Here is a 25,852-nt window from a genome sequence, read left to right as displayed (position 1 = left end):
TTTTTAGATATATGATACTGGTTGTTGATAGTGGTTCTACCAAATGTGATTGGATTTTTGTCGATATGCAAGGCAAACAATTACGAGAAAAAATTCGTACTCCAGGTATGAATCCGGCCATATTAAAAGAAAAAAAGCTTACCAAAATTCTTCATAAAAGTGAGGAGTTAATGGAAATTCGTAATGATGTAACGCATTTATATTTCTATGGAGCAGGTTGTGGAACTGAAAACCCAAGGATGCTTTTAACCCAGGTGTTGCAATTTATGTTTGTCAATGCTGAAGTTGAGGTTCAGGAAGATACAATGGCCGCTGTTAGGGCTACATTGAATCATGACGAAGAGGCTGCCGTGGTTTGTATAATGGGTACTGGATCTAACTGCAGCTATTACGATGGCGAGAATTTGCACCAGAGGGTTAAATCTCTAGGCTACATTTTAATGGATGATGCAAGTGGGAATTATTACGGTAAACAATTAATCCGTGATTATTATTTCAATAAAATGCCTGAAACTATCAAGGTAGCTTTCGCAGATAAATATAATTTGGAGGCTGACTATATAAAATATAATATTTATAAGCAGCCAAATGCCAATGCATATCTTGCCACCTTTGCCGAATTTATGTTTTTAAATCACGATTCTGATTATGTGAGAGATTTAATTAAGGAAGGCATTCGCAAGTTTGCAGTTAATATGATTATGCAGTATAAAGAGGAATTAAAAACAGTTCCAGTTCATTTTGCAGGAAGTATTGCATTTTTCTCGAAACCAGAAATTATGGAGGTGGCTGAAGAATTAGGCTTTAAGGCGGGTAATTTTATTAGAAGACCGATTGATGGTTTGGTAAAGTACCATACAAAAAAACTGACAACTTAAGTATTAAGTCAAATTAAAAAACCACCTTTTAAAGGTGGTTTTTTTTATTTTGGAAAATTGAGATTAGTCATTTACAACATGTAAAACAGGTTCTTCATTAACCCATTTTCCATTAACTGACTCTCCAAGAATAACAATATCTTTAGAGCGTTCGTATTCCTTAATTGTCCTCAACATTTGAGCACGACTATCTCTATATAATTTCACTCCGCCTGTTTTAGAACCCTTGTTGCGGATTTCTAAATAAAACCCGTCTTTAAGCTTTTTAGGTTTAGTTGCTGGTCTTCCCATATCTTATTTTTTTGTATAAGCAATTAAGGTCGCATAATAATAAAAATTTTAACAATAGGCAATACCCTATCTCATAATTAAAACTTAAAACTCAAAACATTGCTTTATTACCAACTATAACTAATGCAAATGGCATTAAAGGCCTAAGAAATACTAAAAGTTTCTTATTTTTAAAATTGTGAAAAAAGCGAAGCTTCCCAATTTAAAAATCTTCCATAGAAGACATAAAAAATATGAGGTATCCAATCTTCCTCCAGGTACTATACGGTATAGGGGGAAAAAGGAATCTACAAAGACTCATTTCGACATTATTGAATACAATGAGAATTATTACAATCATCATGTAGGTAATTCTGTAGAGGACAGTTTTGGTGGTGATAGTGAGGGTACGGTAACCTGGATTAATCTAAATGGATTAAATAATATTCAGGCAATTGAAGAATTGGGAGAACATTATGGGATTCATCCATTAACCCTAGAAGACATTGCCAATACTAATCAACGGCCAAAGTTGGAGGAAAATGAGGGCTATATTTTTATGGTGGTTAAAATGTTATATTATAATGATGAGCACGAACTTATAATTGAGCATTTAAGTATTATACTATCTCATGATTATGTCATTACTTTTCAAGAATCAGATGGGGATGTATTCGATAATTTAAGGGATAGAATTGAGCATAAAAAAGGAAGGATAAGAGGATATGGAGCGTCTTATCTTGCATATGCTCTGTTAGATGCAGTTGTGGACAATTATTTTTCTGTAATGGAAGTTCTAGGGGAGCATATAGAGGATATGGAATCGAATATATTTGAAATGGATACTACGGATGAGGTGGCGAATGAAATTCAGATGTTGAAGAGGCAGATTCTTAAAATTAGGCGGGCAGTTTTACCATTGAGGGAAGGGATCAATAGACTTGAAAAGAATGAACATCCATTGATGGATCCAAAGATTCAACATTTCATTCGAGATTTGTACGATCATATTATCCAAGTTTCAGAATCTATTGATCTTTATAGGGAAATGGTATGGGGTTTAATGGACATGCATATGAGTATTATTTCAAACAAGATGAATGAAATAATGAAAGTGCTTACCATTATTGCCACAATATTTATTCCTCTAACCTTTATTGCAGGTATTTATGGGATGAATTTTGAAAACATGCCAGAACTTCAAACGCGATACGGTTATTTCGTGTTGTTAAGTGTAATGGCTGTAATTTTCATAATAATGTTATTATATTTTAGAAGAAAAAAATGGCTGTAGAGTTACGAGACCGAATAGACAAATCTTTAGAAACCTTATTAACTAAGTTAAATGCTTGGTGGGATTCTTTTGTTGAGAATATCCCAAACCTGGTTATTGCCGTATTAGTTCTTATCGCGGCATATATTTTAGCAGGTTACATTAGCAGACTGGTTGAAAAACTTGTAAGAAGGAGGGTTCATAAAAAGTCCGTCAGTAATATGGTGTCCAAAATTTCCGCTGTTGTTGTGGTTATGGTGGGCCTTTTTCTTGCGTTAGGTATTTTAAATTTAAGCCAGGCGCTTACTTCTCTTTTAGCCGGTGCGGGTGTTTTGGGTTTAGTTATTGGTTTGGCATTACAAGAAACTCTCTCGAATACCGTGGCTGGTGTGGTGTTATCTTTTCGTGATAAAATTAGATTGGGTGATTGGGTTGAAACTTCTGGTTTTGCGGGAGAAGTGTTAGATATAAACTTGAAAAATTTCATACTAAAAGAGGCTGACAATAAAATAGTAATCATTCCTAATAAGGTAATTATAGGAAATTCTTTAAAGAATTTCACCTTGAATGGTGATATGCGATTGTCTGTTAGTTGTGGTGTTGGTTATGAATCTGACCTTGAAATGGTAAAATCCATTACAATGTCAACAATAAAGGAAGAGTTTAAAGAAGAATCTAAAGAGGAAGTTGAATTCTTTTATACAGAGTTTGGTGAAAGTTCAATAAACTTTATATGTAGATTTTGGTTTAAGGGAAAAAATGCTAAAGAAGCCTTAGGAGCTAAGAGTAGAGCTATAATGGCAATAAGAAAGGCCTTTAGGGAAAATGACATAAATATACCATTCCCAATACGCACTATAGATTTTAGTAATGAATTAACCACATATACCGTTAGTCCAAATTCTACCGAATAAGGTTGTTCCATCATTTGCGATAACATTCTTTTTGTTTGAACAAAGGCCTATTTTCATCTGATCTTACTTTTGAAATGTTAAAATTGGTTTAGGAGATAAGCCATATTAATGTTTAACTAAAGAGTAGATTATGAAAAATTTAATGATATTATTAATTGCCCTTATGGGTATTTCAGTATACGGTCAAAAATCCCCTGTAGATAAGAAAGAAGAGACTAAAACAAAGGTGATTCGAGTTAAGTCCGAAAAAGATACTATTGAGACCAAAATGCAGGTTAAAACAAAAGAAGAACAGGAAGTAAGAACGGTTAAGAATCCTAACCACCCAATTAACCAAGACCAGGTTCAGACTCCTAAAAAAATAACCACAATTACTGTGTTCGATTTAGATGATGATCCATTTTATGACGAACAACATACAGAAAAGTATTATACCTATAACAATAAAACCTACAAGTTTGAACCGAGCGAGTATGGTTTCCAGATGTCTAATGATAAGGCGACAGCAAATGATAACCCATTTGGTAAAGCTAGGTTAACTTCGGTTAGCAGGTTCTATCTAATTGAATCGGATGGACATAACGGAATTGGTTATTTCAATAAGGATGGTAGTTTTGTTGTTGAATATTATGATCCAATGAAGAATAAGATGGTTGTGAAGGAATATAAAAGCCAGTAATAAACACTATAAACTATAATAGGAAGGTCTCTGTTTGGAGGCCTTTTTTATTATCTTTAAATATGATTTCACAAGACATATTTTTGTTTTTATCCGAATTAAAGGCCAATAACGATAGGGATTGGTTCAATGCCAATAAAAAGAGGTTTGAAAAACTGAAAAAAGAGGCAAATCAATTTTTCAAATCAATATATGATGGGTTGAACAAGTTTGACCAGGTTGATAGCTATAAAATGTTCCGGATTTATAGAGATGTACGATTTTCAGCTAATAAGCTTCCATATAAAACTCATTTTTCAAGCTCTTTTAATAGACAAAAACCAGAGTTAAGAGGAGGATACTATGTACACCTTGAGCCATCAAACTCATTTCTTGCTACAGGATTTTGGGATCCTTCAAAAGAAGATTTGTTCAGAATTAGAAAAGAATTTGAAATAGACGATACCCCGATGCGGGAAATTATCGCCAATAAAGGAATTTCAAATTTATGGGGAGAATTAAAAGGCGAAGAATTAAAATCATCACCAAGAGATTTCGATGGTAATCACCCAGCAATTGATCTAATTAGAAAAAAGCAATTTATATTTACAAAACAATTTAAGGATAAGGAAGTCTTAGACAAGAATTTTGAAAATGTCATTTTAGACCACTTTAAAGCTATAAGACCATATTTTGATTATATGAGCGAGGTCCTAACAACTAATCTTAATGGGGAATCGCTAATTAATTAAGCAACCTTAAATGCTAACAACTGAATATGATCAACTAGGCGATCCTTGACTAAGCTCATCATCCGCTTATTTAGAGCACATGAATCTTGAATATAAATATCATATTCTTCAGCGGTAAACTGCCCAATAACCATTCCTTTTAAAGAGTTTCTGAATTTCATGTCTTTATGAATGGCATTCTCAATGTAATCTAGCTTTTTGGGAAGTGATAAATCGTAAAACACATTTTTGTGTTTCATGATATAATTTTTAAATGCCGCAACCAACAAATCTTGTTGAAATTTAATTACTGGTCGTAAAGTTAAGTTCTGGAAACGCTCAGCATCGCTCATATTGTCATAAACCTTAGCGGCTGAAATCGTAGGTCTTAGATTAAGTAGGTTTTGTGATCTTTCGCACATAATTGTGTTGAGTTTTACTAAAGTTACTCATTAAGAAAAAGGATGGCATTAAAATGAATTTATATTGTTAACGGGTTTATCAACAATATGCTGAAATGCATTAAAATTAGGCCTGACCAAGTTATTTTAAACTCAGTTATTCCGTAATTTTATGTTTTCATAAAAGAATATTTATGCGATTTCATACCCGCAAATGGGTAAAGCCTGAAGACTTAAATCCTAACGGAACTTTATTTGGTGGTCGATTATTGGCCTGGATTGATGAGGAGGCGGCACTTTATACTATAATTCAATTAGAAAATTCTAGGGTCGTTACCAAGTATATGTCCGAAATTAATTTCAAAAGTTCCGCCAAACAAGGGGATATAGTAGAATTAGGAATAGAGGTGGTAAAATTTGGAACGACATCACTTACACTGAGATGCGAGGCCAGGAATAAAATGACAAGGGAAACCATATTATTGGTCGACAATATTGTTATGGTTAATCTAAATAAAAGTGGTGAACCAACACCACACGGCAAAAATAAAGTGGAATTTGTTAAAGATAGATTAAGTTGAGAATCAATTATTTAATATTATGACTTAACATTCATTATAATTTCGTTTTTAAAGATTTAACATCTCGTGCCAATGCATTGGCGTATATCTTGTAATAATTAACACAAATGTGAAACTATGAAATATTTTAAATTTTTATCAATCGTGGCCATTTTCAGTTTACTTATGGCTTGTTCACTCTCTAAGACTGAGCGACAAGCCCGAAATACAATTGATGGGACATGGATACTTAATACGGTAGACTATGAAGCAACAGGTAATTTTGCAAGTACTCTGTTCAATGATACCTCGGCGCAATGCTTCGAGGGTAGCAAATGGTTTTTTAGATCGAACAACAGTACTGGTACTTATGAAATTCTTAATTCCGATTGTCCTACAGGGGTAAGAAATATTAGGTGGGCAGCAAATGAAATAGGTAAGGACACAGGAAATTACGAATTCACAATGAAATTCGTTGATGAAAAGAACAAAGACATTCAAAAGAATGTTGGTTATAAAATGGATTTGCGATATCTAGATGCAAATACTTTAACGATTACAGAAACTGCCGATGTAGATGGTAGTCCAATTAAAATCGTTTTGAATTTTTCTAGATTAACTCAATAAATAATAAGTGATGAAAAAAATTATACAATATATAGCAATTATGGTTGTGACTTTCATTCTAATAGTAGGATGTAAAGCGGTAGAAAATTCCAATAATAAACAAAAAGGTGCTGTAATAGGTGCTACAAGTGGCGCCGTTTTAGGTGGAGTTATTGGTAACAATGTAGGTAAGGGCGGAAACACCGTTCTCGGCGCTATTATTGGTGCCGCGGTTGGTGGTGCTGCAGGAGCCTACATTGGTGACCGGATGGACAGACAGGCTGAAAGAATTACCGAAGAAATACCTGGAGCTGAAGTTACAAGGGTAGGTGAAGGTATCAATGTTACTTTCGGTGAAGATAGTGGGGTTCATTTTGCCACAGACAAGTCTAATATAAATGCTACTTCCGCAGCTACTTTAGACAAATTAGTGGGCATATTTAAAGAATATCCAGATTCTAATATTTTAATTGAAGGTCACACAGATAGCGTAGGTGCTGATGAATATAATATGGGGCTTTCTAAAAGAAGAGCAGAGTCTGTGTCTTCTTATTTGTCGTCACACGGTATTTCATCCGGCAGGTTAACAACAAAATGGTATGGTGAAAGTCAGCCAAAAGGTGATAATAGCACTGCTGAAGGTAGGGCATCCAATAGAAGGGTAGAGTTGGCTATTGTTGCCAATGAGGACTTGAAAAAAGAAGCTAAAAACAGAGTTGATTAAATAATAAGTATTAAATAAAAAGATGCGGTAATTTTTACCGCATCTTTTTATTCATTAGGTTGAAAATCTAATTCGTAGACTTTCAATTTGAAATAAGGAATGGCTGCCAAAATATGATCAAAAATATCAGCCATAATGTATTCATAATTTTCCCATCGTTGGTCACTGCTAAAAGCATAAATTTCCAAAGGAATACCATGAGATGATGGTGCCAATTGCCTGGTCATAATGGTCATATCCTTTTTAATGGCTGGATGATTTTCAATAAATTCTTGTATATATTTTCTAAATACTCCAAAATTGGTAAGGTTTCTACCATTAATAGGTAAACTCTTGTCAATATTGTTATTCTCGTTAAACTGTTCTATTTCTTTTTCTCTAGTATTCAAGTAATCGGAAATTAGCTGAATTTGTTTTAATTCTTCAACCTCATCATTAGTAAGGTATTTAATGCTGCTCGGTCTTATCAAGATAGATCTTTTAATACGTCTTCCCCCAGAGTTTGACATTCCTCTCCAGTTTTTAAAGGAATCGCTAATGAGTGCATAGGTTGGTATGTTGGTAATGGTCTTATCAAAATTTTGAACCTGGACTGTAGACAGGTTAATCTCAATAACATCCCCGTCGGCACCATATTTATCCATAGTTATCCAATCCCCAATTCTTACCGTATCATTTATTGCAACTTGAATACTGGCTACAAAACCTAGGATGGTATCCTTAAATATTAATAGAAGTATAGCAGAAGCTGCACCTAAGGTCGTAAAAAACGTCAGTATCGAAATGTTTGTAAGGATTGCGAAAGCAAAGGCCAAACCAATCACCCATACAAAAAGCATTACTACCTGTATGTAGCTATCTATTGGTTTGTCCTTCAATCTTGGTAAGGTTTTGAAGAACGTTTCAAAGGTTTTCAGAAGACTTCGAATAATCCAAATAACTAGCAGAATGCCAAGTAATTTTAAGAAGAGTTCCACCGGTCTTTCAAATTGTGGGAAATCGACAAAAACTATCGGGAAAAATTGAATGGTTATTGCTAGAGGTACTAAATGTGCAATATTTCGCGGAGTCTTATGTTGTACAAGATAGTCATCGATTTTGGTATCGGAGTTTTTAGCAAACCTAGCGAAAGCATTAACTAAAATTTTTCGAGTGACAAAATCTGCAATTATTAAAACAATAATAAGGATAAATAGAAGTGAAGCCATATTTAAATAAATGGCCAAAGTTTCACTCATTCCCCATGAAAAAAATAGGTCCTTAAAATAATGTTCATTAAAAGCCATAGTACTTAATTTAAGTAGCGTTTATTGATAAACAACGTGGCGAACGGAATTATGGATGCCCATAAAAGTCCATTTCGTTTTTTTTTGCTAAGACTTAAGTTTACGCTTAGGTAAAGTGCCATTATAATATAAATAATAAATAAAATACCGTGCGGCATACCTAGCATCTTAACATAAGACGGATCTTCGGCCAAATACTTTATGGGTACAGCAATAAAAAGAAGTAATATATAGCTAATCCCTTCTAAAAATGCTACTATCTTAAAAATATTAATCATTGATTTTTCGGATGTTAAATTTTGGAATGCAAAAATACAACCGAACGGAAAGGAGGGAAAATTTTACCAATAAAAAACGCACCTAAAAAGGTGCGCTTTCCTAATTCAATATAATATCACTATTAATTGTCAACTGCATTTTCGCTCATCTCAGCTTGAGCAGTCTGCCCATTATTGCTCATAAGAGCGAAAAATTTATTAATATTTGGGAGAATTACGATTCTTGTTCTTCTGTTTTTCGCCATATTATCTCTATTATCATTTTCAACTAGAGGAGAAAAACTTCCACGTCCAGCTGCAATAAGCTTTTCTGGGGCAACACCATAATCATCTTGTAACTTTCTTACAACAGATGTTGCTCTCAAGACGCTTAGATCCCAGTTGTCAGCAATTTTTTCAGTTCTAATACTTCTAGAATCTGTATGACCTTCAACCATTACTTCAACACTTGGTTCAGAATTAATTACATTAGCTAATTTTTGAAGTATATCGTTAGCCTTATTGCTTACCTTATAACTGGCAGTATTAAATAGCATTTTATCTGATATTGAGATCATTACGACCGTCTCATCTATATTTATATCAATATCCTCATCTTCAGATAATTCACTTGTATCCATAGATTTTTGTAAATTATATGCAACTGCAATATCCATTGAATCTTTTAACGTCTTGGCTTCAGCCAATTTTGCTTGGTCTACATTTTTTAGAGTTTCCCTCATTGCTTTTTTGGTATCGTTAGAGATAACGGCAACGTTATCCACGGTAACCAATTTGGCATCATTTTCTTCTGTAAGGGAATTTATTTTGGTATTATAGGCATCAACTCGGGCTTGAATAATATCAAATTTCTTTTCAAGATCTTCTTTTTCTACCTGAGTTTTTTGAAGTTCACTTCTAAGCTCTCCGTTTTGTTGTTCTAAAGCAACATATTTCTTTTTTGACACACAGGAAAAAAAGAAAACAGCAACCATTGCAAGTATTGATAGTCTTTTCATAATCTGATTTTAAGTTTTATAGTTCAGTTCTATATACGACCCACCTCTGGCTATGGATTATATTGCATGAAAACTCTCTGGCATTTAACGTTTGTTTAACGGCATTTATGTGAAATTATGAAAATATATGATATTGATAATTAAAGGTTTGATTGCTGAATAGAGAAACTGAAAAAAAATGAAAGTTTTATGAAAACTTAAAATTTGGAGATAAGATTTAATTGAATAAAGTTAAGTTTGTTGTTGTACACTTTTTAGTTTTATTAATCCTTGATTAAATAATTGCTCTATTTTGACAAAAAATCAAAAGTATTTCGTTCTGTCCGTTCTAGCACTGCTAGGAGTATTTTTTACCATTTGGGGATTAATTAAAGCCAAACTCTTTTTAGCCCCATTAGTTATCGCTATCATTTTGAGTTTTGTTGTTTTACCAATGGCTAAACGTTTTGAAAAAATAATGAGTAGAGGAGTAAGTTCTTTACTAAGTACCTTTATCATATTACTCATCTCTTTGATATTTGCTTATCTAATTATATACCAATTAAAATTATTTTCAGATGATTGGCCCCAAATAAAGGAGGCTATGGCACCGAAGATTGATCAACTTGAACAATTTGCCACATCTAATCTACCTATGGGTAGTTCTTTTGAAAACATGGAGGCAAAAATAACTTCTTTTTTCAAATCAAGTTTTTCAAGTGTTTTGCAGAAAACACAGTCGATGGTTTCTTCCATGATGGGGATTCTGGGTAATTTTTTATTAACCTTTATTTATGTATTCTTTATTCTGAGATATAGAAGGATGTTCAAGGATTTTGTGCTATTAATATTCGATGAATCAAGATCAAAAAAAATAAATACTATTATAGATGAATCTATACAAGTGGCTCCAAAATACCTCCAAGGTAAACTATTAATGATAGGGCTTCTATTTGTTCTTTATTCAATTGGCTTAGGTCTTTCTGGTGTCAGTTATTTTATTTTGGTGAGTCTGTTGGCAGCAACCCTCACATTGATTCCCTATTTAGGAAATATAATTGCAGTATGTATCGCATTAACCCTGGGATTTTTAACCACTGGAGATACCAATGTATTGGTTGGAATCGTCATAACTTTTACTGTTAGTCAGTTTATAGAAAATTATGTTCTAGAGCCTTATGTTGTTGGGGACAAGGTGGATCTTCATCCGTTCTTTGTCATTTTGGTGGTAATCGCCTCAAACTTTATTTGGGGAATATTAGGGATGGTTATAGCAGTACCTGTTGCTGGGATATTCACCGTAATATGTTCAAATATTCCACAATTGAAGCCAATTGGTCTCTTGTTGAGTAAAAGTCCGATTAAGCCTAAATCTAATGGGGCAAAGAAAGAATAGCGAAATGCATTAATATACGATTCATACAAGCAAACCTTAAACGTTATATTTTTTATCTTTGATTCTATGAGAACATCTACTATTTTAGGAATTTTAGGCGCTGCTTCAAAAAAATCTAAATACAGAGTAATTTTTGTAGGAATTGAGTTTGCCTATTTAACCTATCATGTAATTAAGCGCCAACGGGAGAAGAGATTGGGATTAACTCAGAAAGATGAAACCTCCGCTTAAAATAAATTAAGGCTTGGCAACGATAGGTCTGTTGCTTTGTTCTTTTTTGCCTTCCTTAATAAGTTCTTCAGCCTCCTCCAAATCTCCAGGTTGCTCTTTATCAAATTCATCTACAGTATCTGGTTCACTGGCTTTATCACCGATGTAAAATTTACAGTATAACGGCAAATGATCTGAGCCAACATGTTCTAATGTTTTAAATTCTTCAATATAAACATCTTTTGTGTGAAAGAATAAGTCTATTGGAAATCGGAGAAACCAATAATCTGCATGAAATGTGGAAACAAACCCTCTACCAATTCTAGGGTCTAACATATCAGATGTTCGTTTGAATAATAAAGAGGTTCGCGCCCAAGCTACATTGTTGAAATCTCCCGCAACAACAACAGTTTTGTCCAATTTCCTCACCTCCTTTGAAATGCACATTAATTCACCGTCCCTTTCCTTGGATGTTTCTTCCTCCGTAGGACTAGGAGGAGGTGGATGTACTCCAAAAAACACGAATTCATAGCCATCTTTGGTATGTAAAATGGTTTCGACACTAGGCAAATCGTCCGCAACGAAATAATTGGTTTTGATGTCTGATACTTCTAAATTGGTATAAAAATGCATTCCATAAGTATTTTCCTGGGCAATTTTTCGTGAATGTTTGAATTCACTATCTAATACATTTAAGGCATTCTCCCAGTCTTTATTAGACTCCATGGTTAGGAATATGTCTGGTTTTATCTTTCTAACCAAATCTATCAACCTTTGATATTCAGAATTAAACTGGTATACATTTACTGAAAGAAGAGAAATACTTTTGGACCGTTTAGAATATGCAGCTGGCCTCCTTACTTTATAAAGGGTTGTATACCTAATTAAAATAGTTGTATTATAAATAATGCACACTACCAAACAAATGGTAAAGGCAATAGAAAGAGGAGTTTTGAATTCAAGAAAAATTAATGCGATTACAAACAATATGGTTTGTAAAATTGTTAGTTGCACCTTACCAAAATCCCACACCCTAAAAAACCAATGCTGGTCATTAAAACGTGGTAAAATCGTTCCGCCTATGGCTATAATTACTAAGAGGTAGTATACAGCTAATAGCATAAGTAATATTTTGAAAACTTAAATTCTTGAAGATGCAATTTTGAATTCTTTGCCTTGTTCAAATTTAGGAATATGAAAGCACATTTTGCGCTTAAATCAATTTCACTTTAATGCAATTAATAAAATTGTGCCATTATAAAGGAGGTTTAACGATATCTTATAAAAGTTTAGTTTGTCATTTCATATTTTAAGAAGGAACACATTAGAAATTAAATTATGAAACCATTATTTACGATTATCTTATCAATAATTTCTTTAACTATACACGCTCAAGACCCTATGCTTCAGCGTGATGCTCCAGAACTCGAGAAGAAAGCTTTCGAGTTAACCAAAGAATACAATAGGCAGTTGGCATTGGATGGCAAACAGATTACACTGTTTGAGAAAAAAGTTGAGGAATTTTTAATTAAATCAGAAAAGGTCAAAGAAAATTATTCTGGCAAGGAGATGTTAGATCAATTATTTATTCTCCAGAAACAAGAATCTATGGATATGGGTAATATTCTAACAAATTTACAATATAAGCTCTACCTTAAAATCAAACCGGAAATTCAACCTTTGGCAACGGTAAAATAATCCAAGGAAGTGTAATTTTGTAAACAAAATAAGGGTAATAGAATAAGAGTATTAATTTATATGATTTCCTCCAAAAAAATACCAGGCAAACATTATTAAAGAAGTAATTTCTCCACTTCTAGCCAATTATCAACCCGTTCAAAATCAGTTTCATGAAGGTTGTGTGGCGAGCTAAACAATAACTTTCTTCCATTAAACTGATGAAGATTTAAAGCTCTATCATCGATAAGTACATCTCCATTAAGCACATGCTTGTGTCCACAAAGAATTCTGTTTTGCCATGGGATAAATGGAAAAAATTCATCTAACCACTGACTTTTTTCTTCCAAAGAATTTGGGAATTGCATGGCTGCCGACGCAATATAAACCTCATGCTTAATTGCAAGATCCTTTAAAACCTTCTGACTATATTTAATTGGTGTTAGATCTCTAAAAAATCCTTTGGTAGTGCAATGATTTCTTATGCTTTGCTTACGGTCTTCAGGTACAGCATGCATCACTTCTTTTCCGTGACATTCTAGTCGCGTTAGACTTTCTTCAAATTCACGGTTATACCAATCTAAATGAGCTCCATAGGTATCTGCTATTACCTCATCCATATCAATGAAAATTCTCATTTTAATTCAGTAAATAATTAATGATTATTGTATTTGATTTAATTTGTGTTCACCGTTTTTAACTGATATTACCTTGTCCGTAAACATGCTATCCTTACGTTCCTTAACGGTCTCAACCATTTTAAAGCTGCCGGTAGCCAAGCTGTCTGATAGTTCAAGCAATAAGTAACCATGGTCTCGCATATTAGCGTATTTAAGATGAGGGTTGATTTTACCTCCGACAATTGTTTTCTCATGGTTGATAACATTTTCCTTGGGGTTACCTTCATCACTATTGGCGGATGTAATACTAGTAACACCGAATTCTATTGCTATCGCACCTTCCGAAGTATTGGTGTCATAAGAATTGAAGGGATCGTTAGTGACTTCAAATGCCCATGAGGAATGAGTGTCACCTGTTATGAATATCACATTCTCTAAGTTATTTGAACGCAGAAATTCAGTTAAATTAGCCTGCTCTACTGGGTAGCCGTCCCAACCATCAGTATTAAGCTTAAAGTTTGGATAGCCCCAATCCTGATAAGAAAAAATTACCTGGTTGCCAATTATTTTCCATTTAGCTTTAGAATTTATTAAGGAACCCTCTAGCCATTTCATCTGGTTTTCTCCCAATATATGTCGATCTTCATTCCCTATGGTGGGATCGTTAATACTGTCGACTTGCTTAGTGCGTCCATCAAGCCGCTCATCCAACATGAACAAATCGGCCATTTCTCCAAAATTTAGTTCTCTATAAAGATGCTCCGATTCCCTAATTGGCATCCATTCGTAATATACTTTTTTGGCGATTTCAGTTCTCGTTTTATAGTCTCCTTCTTCATCCTGATGGTTTTGAGCCCCATCCATATAGGCATTGTTGGTTATTTCGTGATCATCCCAAATTGCTATAAAAGGATGCTCTGCATGTGCAGCTTGTAGATCTGAATCTAGCCTGTATTGTGAGTACCGCGTTCGATAATCACCTAAGCTTACAATTTCATGCTTAGGCACATGCTTACGTTCTAAAGAAGTATCAGCATAAACTCCTTCACCGTGTTCATAAATGTAATCCCCAAGATGAATTACGGCATCAAGGGAATCTTCCTTGGCAATTCCTTGATAGGCATTGAAATAACCCCACTGAAGATTACTGCAACTTGCAACGGCAAATTTTAAATTTGCATTTTCTATGGGAGCAGTTTTAGTGCGGCCTACAGTAGAAATTCCATTTAAGGCTTTAAATCTGTAATAATAATATGTGTTTGGATCTAGTTCATCAACGTTAATCTTTACTGTGTAATCCTGTAAACTATCTGTAACAAAAACACCTTTTTCCAGAACCATTTCAAACTCTTTATCCTCTGCAAATTCCCAACTCACTTTAATTTCGTTTACTTTTTCTTCTGGGGTAACACGTGTCCAAATTACCACCGCATTAGTCAATGGATCTCCAGATGCAACGCCATGATAAAATGGTTTTAAGGCAGGGTTTTGAAATTCGGTGGTCTCTTCAATGAAAATTGGCAGGTCTTCTGGCTCTTTTTGTGATTGACAGCATGAAAAGCTAATTATTAAAGAGATTGTAAAAAATAAGAAAAGCCAATTAGATTTTATCCTGAATTTCATATGTGGTTTCGGCATTTAAGTATCAAATATTATCCGCGAAAATTAATCAATATTAAAGCTCCAAACTATTAAGTTTAGTTTAAAGTTATTAACCCAATACCACTAATTATGAAAGGATATTGATATTAGTTTATCTTTATATTTAAAGAATTTGATCCAATTAAAATGAGAACATTTATTACCATTCTTAGCTGTACAGTTTTGTTTAATGTTTCATTAAGTCAAAACACAAACACAACTACACCACCTAAAGCCAAAAAGATTCCAGAAACCCTGACAATTCATGGTGATTCTCGAATCGATAATTATTTTTGGATGCGCTTGTCTGACGAACAGAAAAATGCTAGTAATCCAGATTCACAAACAGAAGATGTATTGGCCTATCTCAAGGAGGAAAATGCATATCTAAATCTTGAATTAAATCATTTACCAGACCTAAGGGAAACACTTTACAATGAAATAACAGGTAGAATTAAAGAAGATGATGCCTCGGTACCTGTCACAGAAAATGGTTATTCATATTATACCCGTTATGAAAAAGGAAAGAATTATCCGCTTTATTGCAGAAAAAAAGCAGGCATTAATTCTAAAGAAGAAATTTTATTGAATGGACCTGAAATGGCAAAAGGGAAAAAGTATTTTTCAATTTCAAACCTTTCGGTAAGTCCAAATAATAATCTTCTCATTTTTGGAGTGGATACCGTTTCTCGAAGACGGTATGATTTATATGTGAAAAATCTAGAAACCGGTGATATTTATAAAGATGTAATAGGTAATACTACAGGCAGTGGGGTTTGGGCAAATGATAACAAAACATTTTTTTATACTTCTAAGGATCTTCAAACTTTGCGTTCAAACAAGGTGTTTAAACATAAATTAGGCACTCTCCAAAGTGAGGATAAATTAGTTTTTGAAGAAACCGATGAAGAATTTAGTACTTGGGTATCAAAATCCAAATCAAAAGATTACATATTTATTGGAAGTTTTCAAACCTTAAGTACAGAGATGAGGTATCTAGATGCAGATACCCCAGATGGTGAATTTGAAATTATTCAACCTAGGGAAAGAAATCTAATTTACAGAGGTGATCATTATGGTGATAGTTTTTACCTAGTTACAAATAATAAAGCGACGAATTTTAAGCTGGTAAAAGCACCTGTAAAAGCCCCAGGATTATCTAATTGGTCAGATGTTATACCTCACCGGGAGGATGTATTTATTGAAAATGTTGAACTTTTTAAGGATTTTTTGGTTGTTCAAGAACGCGAGGCAGGTTTAAGACAGATTAGAGTTATGAAATGGTCTGGAGGAGATTATTATCTCCCATTCAAAGATCCTACCTATTCGGCTTACATTAGCGCTAATCCAGAGTTTGACACCGACTTGCTTCGGTACGGGTATTCTTCCTTTACTACACCTAACAGCATTTATGATTATAATATGAAAACAAAGGAGCAAACCTTGTTGAAGCAAGATGAGGTTATGGATCCTAATTTTTCATCAGATAATTATAAGGTTGAACGTGTTTTTGCTGAAGTGAGAGACGGAACCAAAGTTCCTGTATCAATTGTTTATAAAAACTCAACTAATCCTTCCTCAACAACACCATTATTATTATATGGTTATGGTTCATACGGAAGTAGTCAGAATGCTTCCTTCAATTCTACCATTCTCAGTTTATTAGATCGAGGCTTTATTTACGCCATAGCACACATACGTGGTGGACAAGAGATGGGACGAAAGTGGTATGAAGATGGAAAATTGTTGAAAAAGAAAAACACCTTTACCGATTTCATTGATGTGGGTAGGTATTTGGTTGACAAAAATTACACGAGTTCAGATCATTTATATGCCTATGGTGGAAGTGCAGGAGGCTTGCTCATGGGGGCTGTGATTAATATGGCTCCAGGTTTATGGAATGGAATAATAGCCGCTGTACCATTTGTAGATGTGGTTTCAACCATGTTAGATGAAACAATCCCATTAACGACTTTTGAATTTGATGAATGGGGTAACCCAAAAGATGAAAACTATTATCGGTATATGCTGTCCTATTCGCCCTATGATAATGTGGAGGCAAAAGATTATCCGAACATGTTAATTACCACAGGTTATTGGGATAGTCAGGTTCAATATTGGGAACCTGCTAAATGGACAGCTAAATTAAGGGAACTTAAAACCGATGATAACCAACTTTATTTATATACTGACATGGAATCTGGTCATGGTGGTGCATCTGGAAGATTTGAACGTTTTAAGCGTTTTGCCTTAATGTATGCATTTATTCTAGATTTAGAGGGCATTAAGGAATAATACCCACCAATAATAAAATATTGATTCCGGGCTTAAGAGCCCGGATTTTTTTTATCTACTAATCCTTGAAAATGAAAATTTAAGGAGCTGATAAAGGTGATTTTAATCATGTTTTGACTTGTATATACGCAGTAATTTTAATCTGTAATTCATACAAGATTCAAACAAATTAAATTACCATGGAAGTAGTAGAAAAAATAAAGAAAAGAGTCTACACATTCGGCAATAAAAAGGCCGAAGGTAATAGCAAAATGAAAAATCTCTTGGGGGGTAAAGGTGCCAATCTAGCCGAAATGAGCGCAATAGGCATTCCTGTTCCTCCAGGCTTTACCATTACAACAGAAGTTTGCACAGAATACAATGCTTTAGGCAAAGGAATTGTTTTAGCTAATATCAAAAAAGAGGTTGAAAAGGCAGTTCTTAGCGTAGAGAAAATTATGAAGGCCAAATTCGGCGATAGCGAAAATCCCTTGTTGTTATCTGTCCGTTCTGGCGCTAGGGTTTCTATGCCGGGTATGATGGATACTGTTTTAAACCTTGGTTTAAATGATAAAGTTGTAGCTGGTTTGGCCAAAAAGACCAACAATGAACGCTTTGCTTGGGATAGTTACAGACGGTTTGTACAGATGTATGGTGGAGTAGTTTTAGGAATGAAACCTAAATCTAAAACTGATATTGATCCATTTGAAGAAATCATTGAAAATCTCAAGGAAAAGAGAGGTATTCAATTAGATACGGAATTTACTGTCCAAGATCTGAAAGATTTGGTATTCGACTTCAAAAAAGCGGTTTACCACCGGTTAGGAAAAGAATTTCCATCAAACCCTTGGGATCAATTATGGATGGCTATAATTGCTGTTTTTGATAGTTGGAATGGAAAACGTGCCATTTACTACAGAAATATGCATGGATATCCTGCCGATTGGGGTACTGCTGTAAATGTCCAAGCCATGGTATTTGGCAATATGGGATTGAATTCTGGAACTGGTGTTTGCTTTACGCGAGATGCAGGGACAGGTGAGGATGTGTTTAATGGTGAATATCTTATAAACGCACAGGGAGAAGATGTGGTTGCTGGGGTTAGAACACCTCAACAAGTTACCAAATTAGGTTCTCAGAGATGGGCAGATTTGGCACAGGTTACAGAAAAATTGAGAATAAATAACTATCCTTCATTGGAGGAATTGATGCCAGAAATTTTTGATGAGTTGAATGAATATCAGCAATTACTAGAAGAGCATTATAAAGACATGCAGGACATGGAGTTTACCATTCAAGAAGGCAAACTTTGGATTCTTCAAACAAGGAATGGTAAACGTACTGGTGCTGCAATGGTTAAAATTGCCATAGATCTTATTAAAGAGGGATTAATTTCAGAAGAAGAGGCGTTATTGAGAATAGATCCTAACAAATTAGATGAATTATTACACCCAGTTTTCGATCCTAACGCGCTTAAGGATGCACATATAATTGCTCAAGGCTTACCTGCATCTCCAGGTGCGGCTACTGGTCAAATTGTATTCTTCGCTGACGAGGTTGCAAAATATAAAAACAGTATCCTTGTGAGGATAGAAACATCTCCTGAGGATTTAGAAGGGATGAATTTGGCCAAAGGTATTTTAACTGCTAGGGGAGGTATGACATCCCACGCAGCAGTTGTTGCAAGAGGAATAGGTAAATGCTGCGTATCAGGGGCCGGTGCTTTGAAAATTGACTACAAAGATCGTAGCATGTTTGTTGATGGGAAAGAATATCACGAAGGAGATTGGATTTCTTTAAATGGTTCAACAGGAAATATTATAGATGGTAAAGTAGCTACCAAAGAACCAGAATTGACAGGTGAATTTGGTGATATCATGGAATTAGCTGATAAGTTTGCTACTATGAAAGTTAGAACGAATGCCGACACTCCAAAAGATGCGTCAATTGCTAAGAATTTTGGTGCTGAAGGTATAGGTTTAACTAGAACTGAGCACATGTTCTTTGAAGTGGACCGAATCAAGGCTATGCGAGAAATGATCCTAGCAGATACAGTGAAAGGAAGGAAATTGGCATTAGCTAAATTGTTACCTATGCAAAGGGAAGACTTTGAAGGTATTTTTAAAGCAATGCAAGGATTGCCAGTAACCATTCGTTTACTAGACCCACCATTGCATGAATTTGTGCCTCACCAATTGGCAACTCTCAAGGAATTAGCAGATGAAATGCATATTTCCTTAGATTCTGTTAAGGTGAAAGTATCTGAATTGGAAGAGTTCAACCCGATGTTGGGCCATAGAGGATGCCGTTTAGGTACCACTTACCCTGAAATTACTGAAATGCAAACTAGGGCCATAATTGAAGCTGCGCTAAATCTCAAAAAAGAAGGTATAGAAGCTAAGCCAGAAATAATGATTCCTTTGGTTGGAACTTTCGATGAATTTGTATTTCAAGAAAACGTCATTAGGGAGACAGCTGAAACTGTCTTCGAAGAAAGACAAGATAAAATTGATTTCTCTGTTGGTACTATGATAGAGGTTCCAAGAGCGACTTTAATAGCTGATAAGATAGCTGAACGTGCAGATTTCTTCTCATTCGGCACCAACGATCTTACACAAATGACCTATGGTTATTCCAGAGATGATGCAGGTAAGTTTTTGCCAGATTATCTTGAAAAAGGAATTCTTAAAAATGATCCATTTGAAGTTTTAGATCAGGAAGGTGTAGGTCAATTGGTGCATATTGGTATAACAAGAGGTAGAAGTACTAAACCAAATTTAAAAGTTGGTATTTGTGGTGAACATGGAGGAGAGCCCTCATCAGTTGCATTCTGCTACAACAATGGTATGGATTACGTAAGCTGTTCTCCCTACCGAGTTCCAATAGCGAGAGTGGCAAGCGCACAAGCTGCACTAAAAGCTACATTGAATTAGAATTTTTCTAATTCGTAAAAAGCCCAAGGATAACTTGGGCTTTTTTTATTGGTAGTTACGTTAAGGTTGTTAGTATTAGAGCTCAACATTTCGATATAGAAATATGTATTTTTGCATTACGAAATGCATAGTTAACATGAAAAACTACAAAATAGCTGTTGTCCAATTAAATTTGAATAATACGCCAGATAACAATCTTAAAAAATGTATGGATTGGGTTAGAAAGGCTGCCGAAAAGGGGGCTGAAGTAATCTGTTTACCAGAACTTTATAGCAGCCATTATTTTTGCCAAAGTGAAGACACAGAGAATTTTTCATTAGCTGAACCACTTTATAGTACATCATTCCAAGCGTTTAGTGCCCTTGCCAAAGAATTGGGCGTTGTTATAATTGTTCCATTTTTCGAAAAACGTATGGCCGGTATTTATCATAATTCTGCCTACATAATAGATACAGATGGTAGTGAAGCCGGATTGTATAGAAAGATGCATATTCCAGATGACCCTCATTTTTATGAGAAATTTTATTTTACTCCTGGTGATTTAGGCTTTAGGAACAATTCAACAAAAAAAGGGAATATTGGTACCTTAATTTGTTGGGATCAATGGTATCCAGAAGCTGCAAGACTCACAGCATTAAAGGGATCTGAAGTTCTATTTTATCCAACAGCCATTGGTTGGCACCCCCAAGAAAAAGAGCAATACGGCACAAATCAATATGGGGCTTGGATGAATGTAATGAAAGGACATGCGGTTGCCAATGGAGTTTATGTTGCAGCTGCAAATAGGATTGGATTAGAAAAATATTTACCAGATACTAATGGAATTGAATTTTGGGGAGCTTCGTTTATTGCTGGACCCCAAGGAGAGATTCTTGCTCAGGCATCACACGATAAGGAAGAAATATTAATTGCCGAAGTTGATTTAGATCTTCAGGAAAATGTACGTCAAAATTGGCCATTTTTCCGAGATAGACGGATAGATGCATTTCAAGATTTAACAAAGCGTGCCATTGATAAATAATATAATTTAATGCGAAGATTTCCAGCGGAATGGGAAAAACAACAAGGCATACTGTTATGCTTTCCCCATAATGGTAACGATTGGCCAGGAAAATATCATGCAATTCAATGGGCTTTTGTTGAATTTATTAAAAAAATAAGTCATCACGAGACAGTTTATTTAATGGTGTCGGATGAAAACCTTAAATCTAAAGTTGCAGACTTATTGACGACTGCCTCAGTCGATTTAGAGAGAATTAAATTTATTGTTCATAGGACTAATAGAAGTTGGATGCGTGATTCTGGACCTATAATCGTTCATGGTGAAAATGGATTAGAGGCATTGAATTTCAATTTTAATGGTTGGGCTAAATATTCAAATTACAAATTAGACAAACACGTCCCCTCTAAGGTTTCAGATCTTTTAAAATTACCTCTTACTCAAGTAGTTTATAAAGGGAAAGCTGTTGTTCTAGAGGGAGGGGCGATTGAAGTAAATGGAAAGGGAACCTTAATTACTTCTGAAGAATGCCTTTTAGATCAAAAAACACAAGTGAGAAATCCTGGTTTTACAAAACAGGATTATGAAGCTATATTTAAGGAGTATTTGGGTATTTCTAATACTATTTGGGTTGGTAATGGTATTATTGGCGATGATACCCATGGACACATAGATGATTTGTGTCGCTTTGTAAATGATTCCACTATTGTCACTGTTATTGAAAATGATAAGAATAGTCCAAATTATGAAGCGTTGCAAGACAATTTAACTCGTTTGCAATCTTCCTTTTTGGAGGATGGAGAGAAACCAAGGATTGTCACACTTCCAATGCCCAAACCTATTATATTTGATGAGGTAACCCTTCCGGCTAGTTATGCTAATTTCTTGATTATTAATAATTCGGTGCTTGTACCCGTATTTAATGATAGCAATGACCGTATAGCTTTGAATATTTTGGCTGAATGTTTCCCAAATCGGGAAATTATAGGAATAAGTGCTATCGATTTAATTTGGGGCTTTGGTACTCTACATTGCCTAAGTCAGCAAATTCCTGCTCATTAAAATCTTCAATTATTCCTCGTAACTTTTTGATTAGTATTAGCGTCTAACAAATATTCATTCTATAGAGATCATTTTAATATCTTTAAGGGATGCAGTTCGCATTTACCAATCAAAAACACAATCTTATATGAAAATTTCTGTATTCTTAGTGACCATTTTTCTTTCGGTCACCTCACTTTCTTATTCCCAAATTGACGCCAAATTAATGCGTTACCTAGATATGTCTAAAGACAAAATTGCTTTTGTTTACGGAGGTGATATATGGATAATGCCGCGTTCTGGCGGACAGGCGATTCAATTAACACATTCTCAAGGAGAAGAGTCAGATCCTCGATTTTCTCCTGATGGTTCTGAAATTGCATATTCCGCAAGTTATAATGGCAATATGGATATTTATGTAATGCCTGTTGAAGGAGGGATTCCAAAAAGATTAACCTATGCCTCTTTTCCGGACAGAATGTTAGATTGGCATCCAGACGGTAAATCATTAATGATAGCATCACGTAGAGAAGCAAAAACGCCTAGAGTAAATGAATTTTTTATGTTGGATGTTAATGGTGGATTACCAACAAAATTAGATATTCCTTATGGGGAGTTGGCCAAATTCAATTCAGACGGGAGCAAATTGGTATATATCACAAAAATCACTGAAAACTATCCATTTAAGCGTTACCGAGGTGGATTGACTTCAGATATTTTGGTTTATGATTTTAAAACTTCCAAAGTTGATCGTATAACAACAGATCATGCAAATGATGGTAAACCAACATGGTCAGGAAATAACATTTACTATTTGTCTGACGTTGGTGCCAATTATAGAAGGAATATTTACCAATATAACACTCAAACTAAAGTCACAACTCCACTTACTTCCATTGAGGATTTTGATATAACTTATTTTGCTGTCCATAATGATGATTTGGTTTTTGAATCTGGTGGAGATCTATATGTAAAAACAAAAAACGCTAATGATCCTAAAAAAATTGAGGTAAAGGTTGTTTCCGATTTGTCTTTGGAAATGCCTCAACTTAAGAACGTTTCTGACCAATTGAGAGGTGCTACTCCTTCACCAGATGGAAATCGACTTGTTGTAGAGGCTAGAGGTGAATTGTTTAATATTCCTGCAAAAGAAGGGGTAACAATCAATTTAACCCATTCTAGCGGAGCTTATGATCGTAATGCCGCTTGGTCTCCTGACGGTAGGCACATAGCATATTGGAGTGATAAAGGAGGGGAGTTTCAAATCTATCTCCAGGATTCTAAAAATACTAAAGCTGCCAAAAGGCTTACAGATTTTAAATCTGGTTTTGGGTATGAATTGCATTGGTCCCCAGATAGTCAACATATGGCTTTTATAGATGAACAAAACAGGATACGTATAGTTAATGCCGAAAGCGGTAAAATTACTGATGTTGATAAAAACAAGTACCACATAATACATGGTGGACGATTCGGGTATACCCTTAATTGGTCGCCGGATTCTAAATGGCTTACTTATTCTAAGAGTTTAGATAATTCGAATGGTGCTATTTATTTATATAATGTTGATTCTAAAAAAGTTACACAAGTTACCAGCGGATTTTATAATGATTTCAATCCAGTTTTTGATAGTAAAGGAGAGTTTTTATTCTATTTAACGGATAGAGCATTTAATGCCGCTTACAGTTCATTAGGTGATGGCACTTGGATTTATCCAAACAACACGGAAATTGTGGCCCTTGCCTTAAATAGGAATGTTCAATATCCGTTATCGCCTAAAAATGATACTATTTCAATTTCTAAAGACCAGCCTAAGGAAAAAGAAGGAGACTCAAAAAAAGAGGTTCCTTCATCAGACACAAAAAAAGAATTGAAAATTGATTTGAATGGTGCTGAAAGTAGACTAACCGTTTTACCAATACCAGCAGGAAATTATGGGGATCTGTTTAATGTTGATGGAAAATTAATTTATTTAAAATATCCAATAGTCGGAGATTTCGATGGTAATTCCACTTTAAAATATTTTGATTTTGATAAGCGGGAGGAAAAGAAAATAATGGACAACATAAATTCTGTAATTCCGACGGCAAATGGAAAATCCATGCTGGTTTTTTCAAGAGGGAAATTAGGCATAATCTCACCAAGCGAAGGTCAAAAAATTGATGAACCCGTTCCTACGGGACATTTGACAATGCAATGGGTAGCGAAAGAGGAATGGAGAGAAATATTTAACGATACTTGGAGACGTTATCGCGACTTTTTTTATGATAAAGATATGCAGCAAGTAGATTGGGATGAGATGAGAGAACGGTATGGAAAATTAATTGAAGATGCAAGAACCCGATGGGATGTTTCAAATATTCAATCCAATATGCAGGCTGAACTAAGCGCTGGACATACATATACCCGAGGTGGAGATAATGAACAAGTTAATTTTATCCAAACCGGATATTTAGGAATAAACTGGAAAGTGGATTCAAAAGGTTATGCAATTGAAGAAATTATTAAACCTGCACCTTGGGATACCGAAGTCCGTTCACCTTTTGATAGGCCTGGTATTGAAGTTAGTTCAGGAGATTACATTCATTCTGTTAACGGCATACCACTAGATACTAAATTAGATCCATATGCCGCCTTCGATGGTTTGGCTGGACAGACTGTGGCACTACAGGTTTCTAAATCTGGAAAAATTTCTGAAGCAAAGGAAGTTATTGTAAAGTTGTTAAATCAAGGTGAAGAACAGAACCTTAGGTATTTATCATGGATTGAAGACAACCGACAAATGGTGGAAAAATTATCTGATGGTAAATTAGGCTACGTATACATGTCCAACACATCTAGTCGCGGGCAATTAGAATTGGTGAAGATGTATTATGCTCAGTTGGATAAACAAGGCTTCATAATCGATGAACGCTTTAATGGTGGGGGCCAATTGGCAGATCGATTTATGGAACTTATGTTGCGTCCTTCTATTTATAATTTATACTGGCGTCATGGAGAACATATTACCGCCCCACAAAGGGTAAACACTGGTCCGAAGGGAATGTTAATTAACGGTTGGGCCGGTTCAGGTGGTGATGCCTTACCTTGGGCTTTCAGGGAATTAGACGCTGGACCGATAGTAGGGGAGCGTACCGTTGGAATTCTTGTTGGACCAGCAACAGGTCATGAATTAATTGACGGGGGTGGTATTACGGTTCCTGGCGCTCGTTTATATCTTAATAATGGAGAATGGTTTGATGAGGGTGTTGGAGTGCGACCTGACATTGAAGTTTGGGATGATCCTAATTTGTTAATGGAAGGAAAGGATCCGCAAATAGAAAGGGTGGTATCGGAGGTACTTAAGCTAGTAATGGCAAATCCCCCGATAAAAACCCCTCCGCCATCCATGCAAGACCGTACCGCCAAAGGACTACAGACTAAAGATTAATTAGTTAATAAGGCTGTTGAAGAAAATGTTTTTCTATTGAGGTGATTTCAGGAAATTTACGTTGTTTTGACTCT

At 35.0% G+C, this 25,852-nt stretch carries 24 protein-coding genes; 16 read left to right on the top strand and 8 right to left on the bottom strand.

Features of this window, described 5'->3' with window-relative positions; all coding sequences use genetic code 11:
* Nucleotides 1-11 precede the first annotated feature (11 nt).
* Nucleotides 12-878: a BadF/BadG/BcrA/BcrD ATPase family protein gene (locus ISU00_RS15600; RefSeq protein WP_228851603.1), complete on the top strand. Its 867-nt coding sequence runs from the start codon at nt 12-14 to the stop codon at nt 876-878.
* A 63-nt stretch (nt 879-941) separates the two neighbouring features.
* Here ISU00_RS15600 and ISU00_RS15595 read toward each other — a convergent pair whose 3' ends face one another.
* Nucleotides 942-1,169, bottom strand: a complete 228-nt coding sequence (locus ISU00_RS15595) for a hypothetical protein (protein WP_228851602.1) — start codon at nt 1,167-1,169, stop codon at nt 942-944.
* Between the two features lie 178 nt (nt 1,170-1,347).
* Between ISU00_RS15595 and corA the strand changes: the two genes are divergently transcribed.
* From corA to ISU00_RS15575, 4 genes are all read left to right on the top strand, one after another.
* On the top strand, nt 1,348-2,442 hold the full coding sequence (gene corA / locus ISU00_RS15590; RefSeq protein WP_228851601.1) for a magnesium/cobalt transporter CorA: 1,095 nt from the start codon (nt 1,348-1,350) through the stop codon (nt 2,440-2,442).
* Entirely contained in the window at nt 2,433-3,335 is a 903-nt protein-coding gene (locus ISU00_RS15585) for a mechanosensitive ion channel family protein (protein WP_228851600.1), read from the top strand. The genes corA and ISU00_RS15585 overlap by 10 nt, the downstream gene beginning before the upstream one ends.
* A gap of 130 nt (nt 3,336-3,465) precedes the next feature.
* Nucleotides 3,466-4,014, top strand: coding sequence for a hypothetical protein (locus ISU00_RS15580; protein ID WP_228851599.1), 549 nt, complete (start codon nt 3,466-3,468; stop codon nt 4,012-4,014).
* Nucleotides 4,015-4,076: 62 nt separating this feature from the next.
* A complete protein-coding gene (locus ISU00_RS15575; protein ID WP_228851598.1) occupies nt 4,077-4,745 on the top strand; it encodes a DUF2461 domain-containing protein in 669 nt (222 codons plus the stop codon).
* On the opposite strand, the gene ISU00_RS15570 is transcribed toward ISU00_RS15575, so the two are convergent.
* Complete coding sequence (locus ISU00_RS15570; RefSeq protein ID WP_228851597.1) at nt 4,742-5,146, bottom strand: glyoxalase; 405 nt, start codon at nt 5,144-5,146, stop codon at nt 4,742-4,744. The two genes, ISU00_RS15575 and ISU00_RS15570, sit on opposite strands and share 4 nt — an antisense overlap.
* 173 nt (nt 5,147-5,319) lie before the next feature.
* On the opposite strand from ISU00_RS15570, the gene ISU00_RS15565 reads away from it, so the two are divergent.
* From ISU00_RS15565 to ISU00_RS15555, 3 genes are all read left to right on the top strand, one after another.
* Complete coding sequence (locus ISU00_RS15565) at nt 5,320-5,706, top strand: acyl-CoA thioesterase (RefSeq protein WP_228851596.1); 387 nt, start codon at nt 5,320-5,322, stop codon at nt 5,704-5,706.
* Nucleotides 5,707-5,823: 117 nt separating this feature from the next.
* Nucleotides 5,824-6,312, top strand: coding sequence for a lipocalin family protein (locus tag ISU00_RS15560; protein ID WP_228851595.1), 489 nt, complete (start codon nt 5,824-5,826; stop codon nt 6,310-6,312).
* 10 nt (nt 6,313-6,322) lie between these two features.
* The gene (locus tag ISU00_RS15555) at nt 6,323-7,015 is read left to right on the top strand and encodes an OmpA family protein (RefSeq protein ID WP_228851594.1); all 693 of its coding nucleotides are present in this window, start codon (nt 6,323-6,325) and stop codon (nt 7,013-7,015) included.
* Between the two features lie 47 nt (nt 7,016-7,062).
* Here ISU00_RS15555 and ISU00_RS15550 read toward each other — a convergent pair whose 3' ends face one another.
* From ISU00_RS15550 to ISU00_RS15540, 3 genes are all read right to left on the bottom strand, one after another.
* Nucleotides 7,063-8,301, bottom strand: coding sequence for a mechanosensitive ion channel family protein (locus tag ISU00_RS15550; RefSeq protein ID WP_228851593.1), 1,239 nt, complete (start codon nt 8,299-8,301; stop codon nt 7,063-7,065).
* A 5-nt stretch (nt 8,302-8,306) separates the two neighbouring features.
* Nucleotides 8,307-8,579, bottom strand: a complete 273-nt coding sequence (locus ISU00_RS15545) for a DUF3817 domain-containing protein (RefSeq protein WP_228851592.1) — start codon at nt 8,577-8,579, stop codon at nt 8,307-8,309.
* A gap of 122 nt (nt 8,580-8,701) precedes the next feature.
* Complete coding sequence (locus tag ISU00_RS15540) at nt 8,702-9,577, bottom strand: OmpA/MotB family protein (protein ID WP_228851591.1); 876 nt, start codon at nt 9,575-9,577, stop codon at nt 8,702-8,704.
* Nucleotides 9,578-9,869: 292 nt separating this feature from the next.
* On the opposite strand from ISU00_RS15540, the gene ISU00_RS15535 reads away from it, so the two are divergent.
* On the top strand, nt 9,870-10,952 hold the full coding sequence (locus tag ISU00_RS15535) for an AI-2E family transporter (RefSeq protein WP_228851590.1): 1,083 nt from the start codon (nt 9,870-9,872) through the stop codon (nt 10,950-10,952).
* Between the two features lie 66 nt (nt 10,953-11,018).
* Entirely contained in the window at nt 11,019-11,183 is a 165-nt protein-coding gene (locus ISU00_RS15530; protein ID WP_228851589.1) for a hypothetical protein, read from the top strand.
* A 6-nt stretch (nt 11,184-11,189) separates the two neighbouring features.
* Here ISU00_RS15530 and ISU00_RS15525 read toward each other — a convergent pair whose 3' ends face one another.
* On the bottom strand, nt 11,190-12,284 hold the full coding sequence (locus tag ISU00_RS15525) for an endonuclease/exonuclease/phosphatase family protein (protein WP_228851588.1): 1,095 nt from the start codon (nt 12,282-12,284) through the stop codon (nt 11,190-11,192).
* A 216-nt stretch (nt 12,285-12,500) separates the two neighbouring features.
* On the opposite strand from ISU00_RS15525, the gene ISU00_RS15520 reads away from it, so the two are divergent.
* A complete protein-coding gene (locus tag ISU00_RS15520; protein ID WP_228851587.1) occupies nt 12,501-12,860 on the top strand; it encodes a hypothetical protein in 360 nt (119 codons plus the stop codon).
* 95 nt (nt 12,861-12,955) lie between these two features.
* On the opposite strand, the gene ISU00_RS15515 is transcribed toward ISU00_RS15520, so the two are convergent.
* The gene (locus ISU00_RS15515) at nt 12,956-13,477 is read right to left on the bottom strand and encodes a 5' nucleotidase, NT5C type (protein WP_228851586.1); all 522 of its coding nucleotides are present in this window, start codon (nt 13,475-13,477) and stop codon (nt 12,956-12,958) included.
* A gap of 24 nt (nt 13,478-13,501) precedes the next feature.
* Complete coding sequence (locus tag ISU00_RS15510) at nt 13,502-15,082, bottom strand: alkaline phosphatase D family protein (protein WP_228851585.1); 1,581 nt, start codon at nt 15,080-15,082, stop codon at nt 13,502-13,504.
* 165 nt (nt 15,083-15,247) lie between these two features.
* On the opposite strand from ISU00_RS15510, the gene ISU00_RS15505 reads away from it, so the two are divergent.
* From ISU00_RS15505 to ISU00_RS15485, 5 genes are all read left to right on the top strand, one after another.
* Nucleotides 15,248-17,395: a S9 family peptidase gene (locus ISU00_RS15505; RefSeq protein WP_228851584.1), complete on the top strand. Its 2,148-nt coding sequence runs from the start codon at nt 15,248-15,250 to the stop codon at nt 17,393-17,395.
* Between the two features lie 179 nt (nt 17,396-17,574).
* On the top strand, nt 17,575-20,307 hold the full coding sequence (gene ppdK / locus ISU00_RS15500) for a pyruvate, phosphate dikinase (protein WP_228851583.1): 2,733 nt from the start codon (nt 17,575-17,577) through the stop codon (nt 20,305-20,307).
* 136 nt (nt 20,308-20,443) lie between these two features.
* Nucleotides 20,444-21,328 carry a carbon-nitrogen hydrolase gene (locus ISU00_RS15495; RefSeq protein ID WP_228851582.1) on the top strand — a complete coding sequence of 295 codons (885 nt, stop codon included), beginning with the start codon at nt 20,444-20,446 and terminating at the stop codon, nt 21,326-21,328.
* A 9-nt stretch (nt 21,329-21,337) separates the two neighbouring features.
* Complete coding sequence (locus tag ISU00_RS15490; protein ID WP_228851581.1) at nt 21,338-22,369, top strand: agmatine deiminase family protein; 1,032 nt, start codon at nt 21,338-21,340, stop codon at nt 22,367-22,369.
* A 127-nt stretch (nt 22,370-22,496) separates the two neighbouring features.
* On the top strand, nt 22,497-25,778 hold the full coding sequence (locus ISU00_RS15485; protein ID WP_228851580.1) for a S41 family peptidase: 3,282 nt from the start codon (nt 22,497-22,499) through the stop codon (nt 25,776-25,778).
* The last annotated feature ends 74 nt before the right edge of the window (nt 25,779-25,852 follow it).

The sequence above is a fragment of the Aegicerativicinus sediminis genome, from assembly GCF_015476115.1.
Taxonomy (GTDB): Bacteria; Bacteroidota; Bacteroidia; order Flavobacteriales; family Flavobacteriaceae; genus Aegicerativicinus; species Aegicerativicinus sediminis.
Note: the sequence above shows the minus strand (reverse complement) of the source record. Positions and strands in the feature narration are given on the sequence as shown.